The organism is Microcystis sp. M090S1, assembly GCF_020246295.1.
Lineage (GTDB): Bacteria > Cyanobacteriota > Cyanobacteriia > Cyanobacteriales > Microcystaceae > Microcystis > Microcystis aeruginosa.
In genome coordinates this window covers 1-16487 of sequence record NZ_JADBTF010000348.1, presented here as the reverse complement: position 1 = coordinate 16487, position 16487 = coordinate 1, and the positions used below count along the sequence as shown (strand labels likewise).

The window sequence follows — 16487 nt, the reverse complement described above, 5'->3', positions numbered from 1 at the left end:
TCCCCATTTCCCCATATCCCCATTTCTCCTAATTATCGATCTTTGGGTAATAAATTGCGCCATTCGAGAGGAATATAACTTTCAATAAATCTAGCCAGGGTTGGGTAATGACGCTGATACAAAACTCCCATATAGATAATACCAAGTCCTAGGGCGGTTAGGGCAAAGGGAAAGAAAATTGAATCGGCAAAGAGACGATAGGAGAGATAGGAAAGATAGGCAAATACTCCGATACCTCCGAAAACAACAAATAATCTTCTTTTTAGCAGGACGGATAATAACATCAATCCCAAGTTAATTAGACAGTACAAAAATCGTTGCGCTTCATTATCATCGATTAGGAAAGATAGACTAAACCAAAACATAATTAATCCGAATAGGTATAGCCAAAAAGCAAAATCTCCCCGACTGCGACGCTGACGTACATCAATTAAATAGGCCGTTATTAAACAGGCAATTCCAAACCAAAAGGATACCCACAGTCGTCCTCTCCATGTATATTCGTTCTCTCCAAATAGTAAAGGGGTTAAGTCCATTGACATATACCAAAGACTAAAGGCGATCGGTGCAGTTAAGAAAGGAAATTTAACAAATCTCAAAGTTATTAATCCTGCGATAATCGTGCCTAATTCCATTAAAAACCAACTGCCTTTAATCCATGTATGGAAATCTCGATAGATGCCCGGATATCCGGCTTGCCAGTATCCTGTCCAGCGTTGTAAACCATAGATTGCTAAGGGAGTCATTGCCACTGCCATGGTAAATAAAAGGCCGCCGGGTATTTTGAGATTTTGCTGAAAATAGAGATTTTTTCCCGCAAAAATAAAACAAATTGCATAAAACAGGGCGATAAAAAATAGTCCCGCACCGCCGAAACTCTCCCAGGCTTTGTTCATAAACCACCCCAGGGCAGAGATAACAATTAATGCCCCAAAATAATAGGCCACATTAGCGAAATTAAAGCGAGGGCGATTAACTTCATCTTCTTGGGGATAACGGGATAAAAAAGCCGTCCATAAATTTTCAGATTGACTGGCAGTAATTAGGTTTTGTTGTACCGCCCAATCAAAATCTTCTCTTTCTAGTCTCATAATCTTCTCTAGTCCTTAAGCTAAGATGTATTTTAACCGCCTATCCCTTTACTGTTGCAAGAGTGCCAGATCTCAACAAGCAATTTAAATGCTTAATTAACAGCTTATCCTAAGGATAGGGGAATAGGGCATAGGCGCAGATGTTAAATCCTGTAGTAAAACTTAACATTTACCGCTAGAAACATCCGAAATCTGCAAAATAGAGTATAATTCAGTCTAGATTAACTATTATCGAAGGAATTATGATAACTAAATCAGAACTCTATGAACAAGATTTTCAATTATGGCTGATAACAACAATAGGTCAGTTAGAACAAGGAGATTTTCAGGCATTAGATGTATCTCATTTAGTTGAGGAGTTGAAAGAATTGGGTAAATCAGATAAAAATGCCTTGGAAGGAAATTTAATGATTTTGCTGGCTCATTTACTGAAATTACAAGTACAATCCTCCGCCTCTGAAAGCATAAAATCTAGCTGGTATAGCTCCATTGTCGAACAGAGGGAACGAGTTATCTCCTTACTGGAAAACACCCCTTCTTTGAAATCTCATTTAGCAATCGCCATCGATAAAACCTATCCTAAAGGTCGTAAAATTGCCATCAAGGAAAGTAAATTGGCTGACTTTGGAATTGCGATTCCTCCAGAGGAAGCATATCCCTTAGACTGCCCTTTTTCCTTAGAACAGATTCTTGACGAAGATTTCTATGGCTGATAATTCATATTTAATCCATCGGCTAAGACGCTTTCAAAATGCTTCTAAAAAGTCTTCAAATCTCAAAAACTGGGAAGCTATACAAGTCACATCTGTCTCCCGATACTAAGCGACTCGACTGACTTTAAATAGAGCTTACAAGCTTTTTTGCCCAACCCTAGTTAATCAGCTTTCAAGAATAAGTAAAAATTATAAATTTAAGGTAAATAATTAAAATATTTAAATATTTGGGGCGATTAGTTAAATGTAACAAGTAAGTTACAAGATTTTGATTTTCCCAGAATTTGCCAAAATTTAGCTGTAAATCGGGGTTGCCTACATTTAATAATATGGTATGATCGTGGTATGCTGTGGGCTTAGTTTAAGCATTAAACCTTAAATCAACGGAAAACCAAGGCAATCAGGGGAATGTGTTGATACTCTTGCCCAAAAAAAGCCGCTAGTGGTGACATTTTTTTGTGTGACAATTTTTGAAGTTTTGTAAAGGCTATTGACTTAAAGCCAGAATTGTGTAAATTTGGGAATTTTAGTACAAATGATCAGACTATTTCTTCCTGCTCCCCGCTCATAGACACTCTTAACAAGTAATTTAGATAGTCAACAGCTTAACTTACCCACTGATAACTGATAACTGGTAACTGATAACTGATAACTGTCTCCTGTCTCCCCAAAACGATAAAAACTGGGGCAATGTGGACATCGATCAAAAGACTAAGCTAAACTGGTAATGACTATGTATTAGGGCGGAGGTCAACGGATACAACTATGGACAATTTGGAGGTAAAACAAAAACCGATCCGGTGTTTAGAAGATGCGATCGAAAGGTGTCAAACTTTAGGAATGCGGGTTAGTCGTCAGCGTCGCTATATTTTAGAATTGCTGTGGCAAGCGCAGGAACACCTATCAGCGCGAGAAATTTATGATCGTCTCAATCTGCAAGGAAAGAACATCGGTCATACCTCAGTGTACCAAAACCTAGAAGCTCTATCCGGTCAAGGCATTATCGAATCTGTGGAACGCTGGGACGGCAGACTCTACGGTAACATCAGCGACTCCCACAGTCACGTCAATTGTCTGGACAGCCAACAAATCATCGATGTGCATATCCAACTTCCCCCAGAATTAATTAAACAGATCGAGGCATCGACGGGGGTAAAAATTACCGATTATCGCATCGATTTCTATGGCTATAAACAAAACAAATGAGCCAGATAACTGTATAATTGACCCTGTGAATAGTATCCGTTGACAGGCTGCAACTCTTGTGATCGATCGCCCTCTCACCTTAATTATCATCGATAATGACCCGATTTTTCGCTTGGGTCTGGTGCAGGCATTGTCGCGGATAGAAAATATTAGTATCGTCACCGAAGGGGATTTAGAAACAATTTTCGCTTTGACTCTTAATCCCTCCCCCGAAATTATTATTATCGATCCTCTCTTTGATTGGTCTTACTGTGAAATTCTCCACTCTCGCTATCCTGAAAGTAAAATTGTTCTATTAACCTTTCCTCTCGATTCCAGACAGCAACTAATCGCCAGAGAATTAGGCATCGCCGGTTATATTCCCAAAGGCACAAACCTAGAGCAATTTATCACTATTTTAGGGCAAATTTCCCGGGATGAATCCCCAGATGTCGCCCCTTCCCCTCTCACCATTGCTACTCGTTCAAGTTTAGCCCCTAGCCATTGGTTAATCAGTGCCGGAAAAACGGGATTAAATCGCATCGAAAGTGAATTACATTTAATTGATCTCCACCTCAATCAACAGTCTTTATCCGGCTTTGATCGCTTTTACTGGCAGGGAAGAAAACGAGAACTTTTAGCAGCCCTATGGCTAGTCAGAAAACTGATTCCCCTGGAAGGGAGCTATTACAATTCAGCTTCAGTGACACCCTCGGTAATAATTAACAATATCGATCGGGAATTACCAATTTTAAGCCGCGAGCGTCCCCTCTGTGTTTCGGCGGTTTTTGAGTCCACTTTAGCGGTCATTCGATCGCCTTTAATTAATAGAACCAAGATCAGTTTTGAAATTGATGTTTTACAGGATAATCGGCAACGGGAATTATTGTATTTAGTTCTCGATGAAATTCGCAAAAATGTCGATGAAATGAGATATTTACAGATTACTAGCGGGGAATTAACCAGTCGCTTAAATCTGATTATTTACGATATCTGGGAGAAAGTTACCCGTAAATTTTTAGAAATTAATGCCTCGGTTTCTGACGAAATTAGTAAAAGCAGACTTAACGAAATTATTCTGGAAGAAAGAGAGGCAATTCAAGCAGAAATCCTCAATAAAATTCCTTTTACTCTTGACTTATTTTCCTATTTAGTGTACGAAAATAGTTTAACTATTGACGGAGTAGAATACCGAGCTAACGCTCCTGAAACCATCGCCAGAGCCGAAATTCTCCTGCAAAATCTCCTTCATAATATTGCCAATGCAGTGACAGTAATTATTCTCAATAACTTCTCGGAATCCGAAAGAGTCAAACAAAAACTTTACCGTTCAGAATTTCTCATCGCCAGAAAATTAGCTAAAATCCGCAATGAATTATCTTGGAAATACCGACGGCAAAAATATTGGCAAGACCCCAAAGATATATTTGAAAGTCAATATCAATTATTTCACTATAGCGAGGGACAAATCAAATCTCTAGCCATTTATTTCCCCCGACAGGAAGAATTAAACAGTTTAACAGGCATACCCTGGTTAGTTTCGATCGCCTTAGAATTAAGAGACTCTTTATCTCCTCGTTTACGCGCTTTTTTTCGGGTGGCAGGTAAGGGAGTAGTCTATATCCTTATCCAAGTTATCGGTCGCGGTATTGGTTTAGTAGTTCGCGGGGTTTTACAGGGAGTCGGTAACACTTGGCAGGAAGTCAAGGGTAAAAAGGGATCATGAATTATGACTGATAACTGATAACTGATAACTGAAGTAGTTATAATTAAATTGAAGATGGATTTTGCCTCTGATCCCCACTGCCCCTAGGGTTGATTCATAGTAGGGTTGATTCATAGTAGGGTTGATTCATGAATCAACCCTACCCTGCCCCCTTGATAAGGGGGGTGTCTGACAACTTTTAACACCTATCTACTTAACTGAAGTGACCCTAACTTTTACAATTCCTTGTCAAAACTGTATTTATCGCGAATTTGTCCGACAAAAAACTGTCCTTTCGATGGTGCGGACTGAAAATCTTTATATACTGCCAAAGGTAGATCATGATAAAGATAGATACCACCGTGATTAAATTCCACTTTCAGAATTTTTTTGTCCTGATCGTAGTCAAAAGATTTAATCGCTGTACTTTGACTTTTTAATAAGGGGAAAGCAATCACATCGCGAATACTGGCAGAATCGGTTAATAACATGATCAGGCGATCGATGCCAATTCCTAAGCCTCCCGTGGGGGGCATTCCGTATTCTAAAGCGGTTAAAAAGTCCTCATCAACGCCTTGGGCCTCCAAATCTCCAGCCGCTTTTTTGAGTGCCTGTGCTTCTAATCTTTGCCGTTGATCGATGGGATCGGTTAACTCAGAAAAACTATTAGCTAATTCCCGTCCAACCACATATAATTCAAATCTTTCTACGAGGTCAGTTTTTGAGCGATGGGGTTTAGCTAAAGGCGAAATTTCCACGGGAAAATCTAGCACAAAAGTGGGCTGTATTAGGGTTTCTTCGACTTTTTGTTCAAAAGCTTCATTTAAGAGCTTACCGATGGTTTTACAGTCCTCTGGAACGCCAATGCCGGCATTTTCTGCGGCAATACGAGCCGACTCGAAATCATCAAAACTATTAAAGTCAACCCCGGTTATTTCTTGGACTAATTCGTGCATGGTCACTCGTCGCCAAGGAGGAGTTAGGTCAATTTCCCTGTCTTGATAGGTGATTTTCAGCGTACCTAAAACATCTTGTGCGGCATTAACGATAATGTTTTCGTTTAACTCCATCATGTCATAATAATCGGCGTAGGCCTGATAGATTTCGATGGAAGTAAACTCGGGGTTGTGTTTAGTAGAAACCCCTTCATTGCGAAAAATTCTGCCTAACTCGAAGACTTTTTCAAAACCACCCACTATTAATCTTTTTAGATGTAACTCGGTGGCAATGCGGAGATATAACTCCATCTCCAGCGTATTATGATAGGTAATAAACGGTCTAGCATCGGCTCCTCCCGCTTCACTTTGTAGCACGGGAGTTTCAATTTCAATAAAACCTTCTTGGTCTAAATATCTGCGAATGGCAGCGGTAATTTGGGCGCGACGGCGAAAAGTTTGTCGCACTTCCGGATTAACAATTAAATCCACATATCTTTGTCGATAACGTTTTTCTACATCGGTTAAACCGTGCCATTTATCCGGGAGAGGTAAGAGGGATTTGGTGAGAATTTCGTACTCGTTTACATAGATAGATAATTCCCCGCGTTCTGTGCGTTTAATTGTGCCTTTTGCTCCTAAAATATCGCCCGTATCGGTCAGTTTAATTACCGTGTTAAAGGCATTCGGCACGGCGGCCATGGTTTCACTAATGCGTTTTTTATCGAGGTATAATTGAATCGTTCCCGTTTCATCTTGCAGGTTAAAAAAGGCTAGTTTACCCATAATTCTTCGGGCAATAATCCGACCAGCAATGGCTACTTCGACGCTAATTTCTTCCCCCGGGGCTAAGTCAGCGTACTGCTCCTGTAATTGTTGAGCGTGAGCGGTAGATTTCCACTGGTAAGCGTAGGGATTTAAGCCAGCTTTTTGCAATCCTGCCACTTTTTCTAAACGAGCGGCCCGGATTTCTTCGAGGGTAGAGGAGGGTTGATTTTCAGGATTTTGTGCTTGAGATGCCATCGTTTTCTAAGAGGAACAATTCTGGGGAATTTTTAGGTGTTGGGTTTTGGGGTTTTAGGGTGTTGGGATGTTGGGATGTTGGGATGTTGGAGTGTTGGGGTGGTCACTGCGTGCGCGTTGCGGGGGGTTTTAGGGTTTTAGGGTTTTAGTTGAAATTCCCCCACTTCCCCACTTCCCCACTTCCCCAGTTCCCCAGTTCCCCTAATAACAGTAATTATCGTCCCATTTCTCGCTTTAATTTTTTCAATTCTTCTTCCATTTCCCATTCTTTAAATTTTAGATCGAGATTATCGTAGTTCGAGCGCTGATAGTCCGATTCTTGGGGTTGATCCCAAAAAGTGGTTTCCCAGTCACGGGACTGATTTTTAGGGGCTTTTTCGGCTTTAATTTGCACTTCTTGACGACGTTGTTGGACCTGTTGCAGTAACTCTTGGGATTGACTCAGACGTTTTTTCACCCCTTCCATCCGTCCCCAAAGTTGATTACCCTGACGAAATAGGGCCGCCTCGCGTTCACTAGCAGCCTTAAGCAAGTCCTGCCGTCCAGCGGCCTTAGCCTTATCAATTCTAGCGTGCCAAGTTTGGATATCTTGGGCAGTGGCCAAAATTTGCTGTTCGAGACGTTGACGCTCATTTTCTAGGGCGCTAATCAGTTTAGCAGTATCGCGCTCCTGTTCGCGCAGTTGTTCCACCAGCGCCTGTAATTCTAATTGGGGATGACTTCTGAGAAATTCTTCCAGTTGGGTTTCAAGAAAGCGACTGACATCATCAAATAGATTGCCCATCTGTGCAGTATCCTAAATTTTCAATTAAAGTCTAGGAGCGATTTTAATCCCCCTCTTTTTAGCATAGGCTAGATCAACCCTAGATTTAAATATATTTGGTAAAAGTAGTACAAAGATGTTATTCGGCGGCCGGTTAGGGACGGGGAAACCAGTATAATCAAACTAGAATAATATTTCCTGAAAACCTCTTAATTGTTTGACTTAAGTGACAACTTCACCAGCTTGGACAGAACGCATCGGTTATCAACGGGATTGGGTGTGGCGCGGTTGGCAAATTCGTTATAGTTTTATGCCGGCAAAAAACCCCCAAGATGCCGATAAACCCCCTTTAATTTTACTGCATGGATTTGGAGCGGCGATCGAACATTGGCGCCATAATATTCCTATTCTCAGCCAAAATCATCGAGTTTACGCGGTAGATTTATTAGGTTTTGGTGGTTCGCGCAAAGTACAGGTTCCCTATAGCGTTAATCTCTGGGTGGAACAAATACACGATTTCTGGCAAACTTTTATCAATAGACCAGTGGTATTAGTGGGAAATTCGATCGGTTCTTTAGTTAGTATGGCCCTAGGGGGTAAATATCCGGAAATGGTAGCCGGATTAGTTATGCTCAGTTTACCCGATGTCAGCCGTCGGCGGGAAATGATCGCCGATTGGTTATTAAATATCGTCACTCCCATCGAAAACTTTTTCACTTCCCCTTGGCTATTAAAACCGATTTTTTACTATCTGCGTCGTCCGCAAGTCTTGAAAAAATGGACAGGAATCGCCTACGAAGACAAGAAAGCAGTCAGCGACGAATTAGTACAAATTATCGCCGCCCCAACCCTAGATGAGGGGGCAGCCGAGGCGTTTATTTCCCTAGCGCAAGCTGTCAATCATCCCGAATATTGTCCACCGGCAAAGTTAATTTTACCACGCTTACAAATCCCGATTTTATTGTGTTGGGGCAAGCAAGATCGGATGGTTCCCGTCCAGTTAGCTCAGGGTTTTGTCTCCCTTAATCCTAGGATTAAATATGTAGAATTTGAACGGGCCGGTCATTGTTTACAGGATGAATGTCCTGACCGTTTTAACCCAATTTTATTAGAGTGGCTAGAATCTGTTGCTGTTCTTTGAGAGAATAGGGAGAGTGATTGTTGGTGATAGTCCTATGCAAACCTTGGAATCGACGCTCAACCCTCCCGCAACTGCCTCCGAATTCGACACCACGATTCACCGGCGCAAAACCCGTCCCGTCCAGGTAGGTAGCGTTACCATCGGTGGTGGTCATCCCGTGGTCGTGCAGTCGATGATTAACGAGGATACCCTTGATATAGATGGTTCCGTGGCAGGTATCCGTCGCCTCCATGAAATCGGCTGTGAAATTGTCCGCGTCACCGTGCCGAGTCTGGTTCACGCCACCGCTTTAGCTAAAATTAGGGAAAAACTGCTCGCCACCTATCAACCTGTGCCGTTAGTAGCCGATGTACATCACAACGGCATGAAAATCGCTCTAGAAGTGGCCAAGCACGTCGATAAAGTGCGGATTAACCCCGGTTTGTACGTTTTCGAGAAACCGAAAGCCGACCGCAGCGAGTATAGTCAAGCAGAATTTGATGAAATTGGCGAAAAAATAGCCGAAACTCTGAAACCTTTAGTAGTTTCCCTGCGAGATCAAGATAAAGCGATGCGAATCGGCGTTAACCACGGTTCTCTGGCCGAAAGAATGCTCTTTACCTACGGCGACACCCCCGAAGGAATGGTACAGTCGGCTTTAGAATTTATCCGCATCTGCGAATCCCTCGATTTTCGCAATCTGGTCGTTTCCCTGAAAGCTTCCCGCGTGCCAGTTATGGTAGCCGCCTATCGTCTCATGGTTAAGCGCATGGACGAGTTGGGTATGGATTATCCCCTACATTTGGGTGTTACTGAAGCAGGAGATGGGGAATACGGACGAATTAAATCCACTGCTGGGATTGCCACTCTCTTAGCGGACGGTATTGGTGATACGATTCGCGTTTCTCTGACGGAAGCTCCCGAAAAGGAAATTCCCGTCTGTTACAGCATTCTCCAGGCCCTGGGACTGCGGAAAACCATGGTCGAATACGTCGCCTGTCCTTCCTGTGGTCGCACTCTTTTTAATTTAGAAGATGTCCTGCAGCAAGTGCGGGCAGCGACTCAACACCTCACTGGACTCGATATCGCCGTTATGGGTTGTATTGTCAACGGACCGGGAGAAATGGCCGACGCAGACTATGGTTATGTAGGGAAACAGGCCGGTTATATCTCCCTTTATCGCGGTCGCGAGGAAATTAAACGGGTCCCCGAAAGTGAAGGTGTAAGCGAGTTGATTAATTTAATTAAAGCCGATGGCCGTTGGGTAGAACCCTAATTAGTTTTACCATTGGGGGTTGACATCTATTCAACCCCCGATAATCAGCTATAATAAAAAGCTTGCTAGAAATTGCCGCTCCAGAGAGTTCATGCTACCCACACGCGATTGTGTTCGTCAAACCCCCGCTTACACTCCGGGAGAACAGCCCCAAAGCGCGGGATTTACCAAACTTAACACCAATGAGAATCCCTATCCCCCACCGGCGGAAATTTTTGCCCACCTGCCAGAGCAATTAGAGAAAGTCCGACTCTATCCCGATCCTATCGCAAAAGAGTTACGGCAAACGGCGGCGGAATTATACGGCATAACAGCCGATCAGATAATCGCGGGTAATGGCTCCGATGATATACTTAATATCGCCCTGCGAACTTTTGTTAACCCTTGCGAAAGCGTCGCTTTTTTAGATTTAACCTATTCCCTTTACGAGACAATTGCCCGGGTACACGGGGCAAATATTATCGAATTTCCCACTAATGATAAATTTGCATTAGAAGGACCGATTATTTGTCCGGAAGCTAAATTAATTTTTCTGGCTTCCCCTAATCCTCCCCTCGGTAAACATCTTGATCGCGACTATTTAGAAGCAACCTGTGCTAATGCCTCGGGATTGGTATTAATTGATGAAGCTTATGTGGATTTTAGTGATGACAATCATCTCGATTTTCTCTCCCGTTACGATAATGTCATCATTAGTCGCACTATGTCGAAAAGTTATAGTTTAGCGGGGTTAAGAGTCGGTTTCGGTTTTGCTTCTGGGGCCATTATCGAACAGATGGATAAGGTGCGTGATTCCTATAATTTAGATCGCATCGCTCAAACTTTAGCCACAGCAGCTTTAAAACACCATAATTATTTTGAGCAAGTTTGGCAAAAAGTCCGTCAAACCCGCGGCCGTTTAATTACTTCTTTGCGCGAGTTGGGATTTATTGTTTTTGACTCGGAAGCTAATTTTATCCTCGCTTCTCCCCCCAACATTAGTGCCAGTGAGTTATATAATCAACTCAAAGAGCGTCAGATATTAGTGCGATACTTTAAACATCCTCGCATTCAGAATTATGTGCGGATTTCTATCGGGACCGATGGGGAGATTGATCGCCTTTTATCTGCTATTCAAGAGATTATGGGAACAAATTAATCTCTATTTCCGTCTAGGTTTTATTAGCACTTTAAACCCTGATAACTTCTCAAAAAAAAGGCTAGATCGATCGGAACAAAGCAGCGACAAACAATGGTCTAATGGCCTGTCGTTTCTCCCGATTACTAGCCTTGGCTATCAAGATTATTAGTCCGACAAAAGGACTAAATACTAGCGCACAAATTTTTGAACTTATGCAAGTTTATCCCCAAGGAATCACAGTTCAAGAATTGAGTGAGCGCTTAAATCGTCCCGTTTCTATGCTCAATCTTTGTCTAAAATCTTTGGTCGCTTCTAAAAAAGTCGTGGCCAGAAAAAATCATAATCAGTGGGTTTATACTAGACCTCTTGTAAAAATCAAAAACTGTTGTTAGGGTTAGGAGTCAGTAGTCGGTCGTCAGGAGTCAGGAGATAGGAGATTATTTTATTTATTCTCCCCACACCCCACACCCCACACCCCACACCCTGTCCCCACGAAAAACTTTTTCAGCAGACCCTAATTATTAACCCTATTGCTGAATAACTATTTTAGGCTGTAGGTAGTATTCATCTTCTCTGACAACTATCTCAGCAATGCCGAGAAATTGAGCTTCTAAAGACTCGACGGCAACCAGAGAACCAATCATAACATTTGCATCGGTGAGATTAATTTTTCTGCCGTGAAACCAATCGATAACTCTCTCTGACGTCAAAGAAATCCAGTCTAGATGCGCCAAGGCAATGCGAGGCGAAATTAAACCCTCGAAATTAGCCATTAAAGCTTCCAGATTAATACTATCGGCTAACTGAAAACCACAGCTTTCCGTGCGAGTTAAACTAGCTAAAGTGCCACCGACAGCTAACACCTTGCCCAAATCTCTGGCCAGGGAACGGATATAAGTCCCCGAACCACAGTGAATATCTAGCTCTATTTGCGGAAATTCGCCCTCTAACCAGCCTAAAACCGTAATTTGGTCAATTTTGACCTGACGAGGCTCCACTGCGATTATTTCTCCTTTGCGCGCCAATTCGTAGAGACGGCGACCATCCTTGTGAATAGCACTATACATCGGCGGAATCTGGGCAATATTGCCGATAAATTCCGCTAAATGGGGCTTAACTGCCTCTAAAGTTAAATCGGGCCAGGGACAAGTAGCGATCGCTTTTCCCGTAATATCATCGGTATCGGTGCTGAGTCCTAACTGGATTTTTGCCCGATAAGCCTTATTTTCGGGTAAATAGGGCAGTAATCGGGTGGCAGCCCCGACGGCGATCGGTAAAACTCCCGTAGCCATAGGATCTAAAGTTCCGCCATGGCCGACTCGTTTTGTCTTAAGAATTTTTCGGACTTTGGCCACGCAATCGTGAGAAGTCCAATCGGGGGGTTTATTGAGATTTAAAAAGCCAAACATTATGAAGTGGGGTGATGGGGTGATGGGGAGAATAGATAAAAGCAATCTCCTCAATTCTGAATACTGAATACTGACGGCTGATATCTAAAAATCTGACGTATTATATAATTGCATAACTTCGCTTAAAGGTAAACGGGAACGAACACCGATAGAAAGGTCAGAAAAATGACCAAGATCATAATGATCAACGGCAGCGCGAGCAATCATAGCGGCGTTATCGGTACAGAGTTTAAGCGGCGGAAAATAGACGGTTAAATGATGATTTTTGGCGGCAGTTTCCAGATGATTTCTTAAGGCACTATTGGCCGCAACTCCTCCCCCGATCGCAATAGTTTTTAAGCCATAATCTAAGGCACAATTAATTGTCCGACGGGTTAAACTTCTGGCTACCGTATCTTGAAAACTAGCGGCTATGTCAGCTACAGGTAAATTATCTGGCTCGAATTTCTCTACTAAGCGCAAAACAGCAGTTTTTAAACCACTAAAACTGGAATCGTAGGCATGAAAACCGCCGGTTGGTAAAGATATTTTACCCTCAGGCAAGGGAAAAGCTTGCGGATTACCATCTTTAGCCATGCGATCGATTATCGGACCACCCGGATAACTTAAGTTTAATAATCGTGCCACTTTATCAAAAGCTTCTCCGGCTGCATCATCTCTAGTGGTTCCTAATTGTTGATATTTGCCGCAGGCCTGCACATGGATTAAACTGGTATGACCCCCAGAGACTAAAAGAGATAAAAAAGGAGGTTTAAGATCAGATTCAGCGAGATAGGAAGCATAGATATGACCTTCGAGATGATGAATGCCGATAAAGGGTTTATCGTGGACAATAGCCAGGGTTTTAGCCGCCGTCATTCCCACCATTAAAGCACCTACTAAACCGGGGGCAACTGTGGCGGCTATTCCATCAATTTCTGACCAATTTAACCCCGTTTCTTGCCAAGCTTTTTCTAGACAAAAATTAATGGTTTCTAGGTGTTGTCGGGAGGCCATTTCCGGCACAACACCGCCATAGAGACGATGGAGATCAATTTGAGAAGAAACCACACTACTCAACACCAGGTTATTGTTAACAATAGCCACAGCCGTTTCATCGCAACTGGTTTCGATCGCTAAGATAATTGTCATAAATTAATCAGTAAATCGTCAGACACCCCCCTTATTCAGGGGGGATTAAGGGGGGATCCATCTTTAATTTAATTATAACCACTTACTTAATTTTGCTTAGGTACTTAATTAAAATTAAAGTTATCATTCAGCAATTTCCATAGCCACCACCGCCGGGAGTTTCAATAATAAAAATATCACCAGGGTTCATTTCTATAGTCGCGGTACCGGGCAATTCTTCGATAGTTCCATCGTTTCTTTCCACGGCATTACGTCCTATTTTACCAGCTTTTCCTCCCGCTAGTCCAAAGGGGGGAATCAGGCGATTCCCCGATAAAATATTAGCAGTCATCGCCTCTTGAAATTTAATTCTTCTAATCACACCATCACCTCCAGAATATTGTCCCCTGCCACCACTATCGTGGCGAATGCTAAAACTTTCTACTAACACAGGATAGCGCATTTCTAATACTTCTGGATCGGTGAGACGGGAATTAGTCATCTGGGTTTGCACGGCAGCGGTTCCCGCAAAATTTGCCCCGGCACCGGAACCGCCACAAATAGTCTCATAATATTGATATTCTTGATTGCCAAAAGTGAAATTATTCATCGTCCCTTGGCTGGCTGCTTGAATGCCTAAAGCACCGTATAAAGCATTAACTATTGCCTGGGAAGTTTCTACATTTCCTGCTACTACGGCCGCTGGATAAACGGGATTAAGAAAACAGCCAGACGGGATAATTAAATGGAGGGGTTTGAAACAGCCAGCATTTAAAGGGATTGCCTCCTCCACAAGGGTACGAAAAACGTATAAAACCGCCGCTCTTGTCACTGCTAGGGGTGCATTAAAATTATTATTTAACTGGTCAGATGTGCCAGTAAAATCAATGGTTGCTTGACAATTATCAATATCTATGCTAATTCTGACCTTGATGACAGCACCGTTATCCAGATAATAAGTAAATTCCCCATCTTTCAGGACAGATATAGCTTTTCTAACCGCTAATTCCGCATTATCTTGAACGAACTGTTGATAGGCTTTAACCATAGCTAATCCGTAGCGCTCAACCATATTATGTAATTCTCTTTCCCCCTTGGCATTAGCGGCTATTTGTGCCTGAAAATCGGCAATATTTTGGGCGATATTGCGTGCAGGAAAAGGACTATTAGTTAAGTGATTAATTAATTCTTGTTCCCGAAACTGTCCCGCCGCTACCAGCAAAAAATTAGCGAATAAAATTCCTTCTTCGCTAATATGGACAGAATGGGGAGGCATAGAACCGGGGGTAATGCCACCGATATCAGCTTGATGTCCCCGGGAGGCAAGATAAAATAATATTTCCTGATTTTGGCGGTCAAAAATAGGACTAATTACTGTGACATCCGGCAGGTGAGTACCGCCATTATAAGGATTATTAGCCAGATAAACATTCCCTGGACGAATCGTCTCCCCTTTATCCTGAATTAAGCTTTTGACACTATCGGACATAGAACCTAAATGGACGGGAATATGAGGAGCATTGGCGATTAAATTTCCTACCTCATCAAAGATAGCACAGGAGAAGTCTAGGCGCTCTTTAATATTGACACTTGCTGCCGTATTTTGCAGAGTAATCCCCATTTCTTCGGCAATAAATTGATAGAGATTTTTAAAGATTTCTAGATAAATAGGATCGGCAACGGTAGTTATTTCTGTGCGGTGAGAATTGAGAGGGGACATAGGAAAGTCACTTATCAGTTATCAGTTATCAGTTATCAGTTAGCTGTCTATTGTCTTTTTTCTCCTCCTGTCTCGGAGTTTACTGTCTGCTCACCCAAGAGAAGATTTTTGATTTTTGCAGGAGATCTAGTTACCAGTGATCACTGGCTGTTCACTGTTCACCGATCACTGTTCACTGATAGGGGCTGACTGATATATAATCGCAGTCAGTACCAGAGGGTGAATTATGGATAAAACCAGCTTGATCGATAAAGTGCAACAAATGGCCAATAAACGGGATTATTTACTGCAATTGCGCGATAAACCCGACATTGGGGGTCTGAGATTAGATGTTAATCAAGCTCTTGAGGAGTTGGATGAATTACTCGATGAGTTTCAAGCAACTTTTCCTGAAGAAAAACTTAGTTAACTATCCGACCCGACGGAATTGAGATTTGTCCGATTGTGCTAATTTTCCCAAGTCATCGATCGCTTTGATCAGAGCTTGGGAAGATATATCTTTAGGGCAGTATAGATCAAAGGCTGTAGTTTGATTATTTTTTTCCATTGGAAGATTTGCCAAGGAACTATAGGCGATAATGCGGACATAAGGGTCGAATTGTTTGATCTGAATAGCGGCGCTCTGTCCATTTAAGACAGGCATCCGTACATCTAAAATAATTACATCTGGTTGATAAATTTTCGCCAATGCGATAGCCTGTTGACCATTAACAGCAATTCCCACCACCTGACAATGCGGCTGCTGGGAAATTAAAGTCTTGAGTACTAAACAAGTTAGCTCGTGATCTTCGGCAATTAAGACTTTAATTGGCTCTCTCGGCTTCATTATAATCATTTTTCTTGACTTGGAGGTCTGACTTGTTATCATTGTAGAGCCTGTTGATCTTTTGGACTTAACTTCACGACACTTCCCACTTCCCCACCTCCCCACCTCCCCAATTCATAATTCATAATTCCCCCACTCCCTTCTCTCTTTTCCCTTCTCCCCAACTCCCACTCTGCAATAACTACTGGCAGCCAGAAATACGTTCGGTTCTTATCACACTTTGTGCTTTTTGTCAAAAAAACTTTTTTTTTGCAATAAAACTACACAAAAAAAAGATCATCGTTGCCGGTGAAATTGACTAATTTACCTGTCTTAATTAGGATTACCTTGTAGGTGTGGCAAGGGTTTCAACCATTGCTGCCCAGAAAAGCACAGAGTAACCCATCATGAAATTCAGTAAAATCGCTGTAACTATCATAACATCGTTGTTAAATAAAAATCTTTCTCAATTAATTCTTAAGAATTTGTAAATATTGCGGAATGTTAATTTA

General features: G+C 42.2%; 15 protein-coding genes. 8 read left to right on the top strand and 7 right to left on the bottom strand.

Annotated features, from left to right (window positions below):
• Positions 1-32: 32 nt before the first annotated feature.
• Entirely contained in the window at positions 33-1091 is a 1059-nt protein-coding gene (locus tag IM477_RS15515; protein WP_287732453.1) for a DUF2157 domain-containing protein, read from the bottom strand.
• Positions 1092-1333: 242 nt separating this feature from the next.
• Here IM477_RS15515 and IM477_RS15510 point away from each other — a divergent pair, with 242 nt between their 5' ends.
• From IM477_RS15510 to IM477_RS15500, 3 genes are all read left to right on the top strand, one after another.
• A complete protein-coding gene (locus IM477_RS15510; RefSeq protein WP_287732452.1) occupies positions 1334-1804 on the top strand; it encodes a DUF29 domain-containing protein in 471 nt (156 codons plus the stop codon).
• A gap of 765 nt (positions 1805-2569) precedes the next feature.
• Positions 2570-3010, top strand: coding sequence for a Fur family transcriptional regulator (locus IM477_RS15505; protein ID WP_159293962.1), 441 nt, complete (start codon positions 2570-2572; stop codon positions 3008-3010).
• 58 nt (positions 3011-3068) lie between these two features.
• Entirely contained in the window at positions 3069-4715 is a 1647-nt protein-coding gene (locus tag IM477_RS15500; protein WP_287732451.1) for a DUF3685 domain-containing protein, read from the top strand.
• Between the two features lie 215 nt (positions 4716-4930).
• Here the strand turns inward: IM477_RS15500 and lysS are convergent, their stop codons facing one another.
• Positions 4931-6652 (bottom strand): lysine--tRNA ligase, encoded by a 1722-nt coding sequence (gene lysS, locus IM477_RS15495; RefSeq protein ID WP_287732450.1) that lies wholly within the window; start codon positions 6650-6652, stop codon positions 4931-4933.
• A 214-nt stretch (positions 6653-6866) separates the two neighbouring features.
• Positions 6867-7436: a TIGR04376 family protein gene (locus IM477_RS15490; RefSeq protein WP_002797241.1), complete on the bottom strand. Its 570-nt coding sequence runs from the start codon at positions 7434-7436 to the stop codon at positions 6867-6869.
• Positions 7437-7641: 205 nt separating this feature from the next.
• Here IM477_RS15490 and IM477_RS15485 point away from each other — a divergent pair, with 205 nt between their 5' ends.
• The 4 genes from IM477_RS15485 (at position 7642) to IM477_RS15470 (ending at position 11323) form a co-directional block, all read left to right on the top strand.
• Positions 7642-8556 carry an alpha/beta fold hydrolase gene (locus IM477_RS15485; RefSeq protein ID WP_287732449.1) on the top strand — a complete coding sequence of 305 codons (915 nt, stop codon included), beginning with the start codon at positions 7642-7644 and terminating at the stop codon, positions 8554-8556.
• A gap of 34 nt (positions 8557-8590) precedes the next feature.
• Entirely contained in the window at positions 8591-9811 is a 1221-nt protein-coding gene (gene ispG, locus IM477_RS15480) for a (E)-4-hydroxy-3-methylbut-2-enyl-diphosphate synthase (RefSeq protein ID WP_002798930.1), read from the top strand.
• Between the two features lie 91 nt (positions 9812-9902).
• Positions 9903-10949, top strand: coding sequence for a histidinol-phosphate transaminase (gene hisC, locus IM477_RS15475; protein WP_287732448.1), 1047 nt, complete (start codon positions 9903-9905; stop codon positions 10947-10949).
• Between the two features lie 101 nt (positions 10950-11050).
• On the top strand, positions 11051-11323 hold the full coding sequence (locus IM477_RS15470; protein WP_287732447.1) for a winged helix-turn-helix domain-containing protein: 273 nt from the start codon (positions 11051-11053) through the stop codon (positions 11321-11323).
• Between the two features lie 135 nt (positions 11324-11458).
• On the opposite strand, the gene truB is transcribed toward IM477_RS15470, so the two are convergent.
• From truB to IM477_RS15455, 3 genes are all read right to left on the bottom strand, one after another.
• A complete protein-coding gene (gene truB / locus IM477_RS15465) occupies positions 11459-12340 on the bottom strand; it encodes a tRNA pseudouridine(55) synthase TruB (RefSeq protein WP_287732446.1) in 882 nt (293 codons plus the stop codon).
• A gap of 84 nt (positions 12341-12424) precedes the next feature.
• Entirely contained in the window at positions 12425-13471 is a 1047-nt protein-coding gene (tsaD, locus tag IM477_RS15460) for a tRNA (adenosine(37)-N6)-threonylcarbamoyltransferase complex transferase subunit TsaD (RefSeq protein ID WP_287732445.1), read from the bottom strand.
• Between the two features lie 127 nt (positions 13472-13598).
• Positions 13599-15170 (bottom strand): hydantoinase B/oxoprolinase family protein, encoded by a 1572-nt coding sequence (locus IM477_RS15455; RefSeq protein WP_287732443.1) that lies wholly within the window; start codon positions 15168-15170, stop codon positions 13599-13601.
• 226 nt (positions 15171-15396) lie between these two features.
• Here IM477_RS15455 and IM477_RS15450 point away from each other — a divergent pair, with 226 nt between their 5' ends.
• Complete coding sequence (locus tag IM477_RS15450; protein ID WP_002763844.1) at positions 15397-15579, top strand: hypothetical protein; 183 nt, start codon at positions 15397-15399, stop codon at positions 15577-15579.
• On the opposite strand, the gene IM477_RS15445 is transcribed toward IM477_RS15450, so the two are convergent.
• The gene (locus IM477_RS15445; protein WP_353845549.1) at positions 15580-16038 is read right to left on the bottom strand and encodes a response regulator; all 459 of its coding nucleotides are present in this window, start codon (positions 16036-16038) and stop codon (positions 15580-15582) included.
• Positions 16039-16487 lie beyond the last annotated feature (449 nt).

Coding starts and splice junctions, on each gene's coding strand:
- IM477_RS15515 (WP_287732453.1), bottom strand. CDS start 1,091: ATGAGACTAGAAAGAGAAGATTTTGATTGGGCGGTACAACAAAACCTA.
- ispG (WP_002798930.1), top strand. CDS start 8,591: ATGCAAACCTTGGAATCGACGCTCAACCCTCCCGCAACTGCCTCCGAA.
- IM477_RS15450 (WP_002763844.1), top strand. CDS start 15,397: ATGGATAAAACCAGCTTGATCGATAAAGTGCAACAAATGGCCAATAAA.
- IM477_RS15505 (WP_159293962.1), top strand. CDS start 2,570: ATGGACAATTTGGAGGTAAAACAAAAACCGATCCGGTGTTTAGAAGAT.
- lysS (WP_287732450.1), bottom strand. CDS start 6,652: ATGGCATCTCAAGCACAAAATCCTGAAAATCAACCCTCCTCTACCCTC.
- truB (WP_287732446.1), bottom strand. CDS start 12,340: ATGTTTGGCTTTTTAAATCTCAATAAACCCCCCGATTGGACTTCTCAC.
- IM477_RS15510 (WP_287732452.1), top strand. CDS start 1,334: ATGATAACTAAATCAGAACTCTATGAACAAGATTTTCAATTATGGCTG.
- IM477_RS15455 (WP_287732443.1), bottom strand. CDS start 15,170: ATGTCCCCTCTCAATTCTCACCGCACAGAAATAACTACCGTTGCCGAT.
- IM477_RS15470 (WP_287732447.1), top strand. CDS start 11,051: ATGGCCTGTCGTTTCTCCCGATTACTAGCCTTGGCTATCAAGATTATT.
- tsaD (WP_287732445.1), bottom strand. CDS start 13,471: ATGACAATTATCTTAGCGATCGAAACCAGTTGCGATGAAACGGCTGTG.
- IM477_RS15445 (WP_353845549.1), bottom strand. CDS start 16,038: ATGATAACAAGTCAGACCTCCAAGTCAAGAAAAATGATTATAATGAAG.
- hisC (WP_287732448.1), top strand. CDS start 9,903: ATGCTACCCACACGCGATTGTGTTCGTCAAACCCCCGCTTACACTCCG.
- IM477_RS15490 (WP_002797241.1), bottom strand. CDS start 7,436: ATGGGCAATCTATTTGATGATGTCAGTCGCTTTCTTGAAACCCAACTG.